Below are 1,079 nucleotides of genomic sequence, written 5' to 3' on the forward strand. Positions count from 1 at the left end.
TAGGGCCTGTGTGATGTCGTGATCAGCTGTGGGGTTTCGCCTACTTCGCGGGGCGGAATCCGGTAGGACATTGGTCGTGACGCATAGGCAACTCACCAATGCCCAGTGGAAGTTCATTGAGCCGTACCTGCCGATCGGTAGGTACGGCCCGTACCCCGAACGGCTGCGGGAGCAGTTCGAAGGGGTGATCTGGCGTTTCCGGTCCAGCGGTCAGTGGCGGGAGATGCCTGCCGAGTTCGGCCCATGGGCCACCGTCTACGGACGCTTCAGGGTCTGGCGGAACGCCGGTGTGTTCACCGCCCTGCTCGAAGGTCTGATCGCCGAGGGAGCCCGCGCCGGACAGACAGATTTGTCGCTGGTCAGCGTGGACTCCACAACCGTCCGCGCCCACCACGACGCCGCGGGGATGCGCGTCAGCAAGCACCTCATGGACGCTCTGGAAGAAGCCGCGCAGGAACAGGAGGCCGCACGGCAAAAGGGGGCATACCGGAGGAACAGAACGGACAGGCCGAGCGCCGACGGATCCGGCGCAGGCGCAAGCTCCGCCTGAATCAGGCCCTGCTCGGCAGATCCCGGGGCGGACTGACCAGCAAACTTCATCTCGCCGCGGACCGTAGGTGCCGTCCGCTCGCGCTGGTCCTGACCGCCGGGCAGGCCGGGGACAGCCCGCAATTCATCCCGGTGCTCAGGAGAGTGCGGGTCCGCCTGCCCGTCGGCCGTCCTCGCAGCAGGCCCGGCGCGGTCGCCGCGGACAAGGCCTACTCGTCTCGCGGCAACCGCTCCTACCTGCGCAGACGCGGTATCAAGGCAGTCATCCCCGAGAAGAAGGACCAGGCCGCCCACCGGAAGAAGAAGGGCGCCCGAGGCGGCCGACCCGTCACCTATGACGCAGATCTGTACAAGGATCGGAACACCGTCGAACGCCTGATCAACAAGCTGAAGGCCTGGCGAGGCATCGCCACCCGGTACGACAAGTCGCCCGAGAGCTACCTCGCCGGCGTCCACCTCCGCGCCGCAATGATCTGGATCGACGACCTCCTGAAGACCGCCGACTGATCACGACATCACACAGGCCCTAG

Annotated in this window: 1 pseudogene; it reads left to right on the plus strand. The window is 66.3% G+C overall.

The features are described from left to right. Positions 1-76: 76 nt before the first annotated feature. Positions 77-1,056 (plus strand): annotated as a pseudogene (locus tag ACGFYQ_RS42235) (IS5 family transposase). The last annotated feature ends 23 nt before the right edge of the window (positions 1,057-1,079 follow it).

Source organism: Streptomyces sp. NPDC048258, from assembly GCF_043201995.1.
GTDB lineage: Bacteria > Actinomycetota > Actinomycetes > Streptomycetales > Streptomycetaceae > Streptomyces.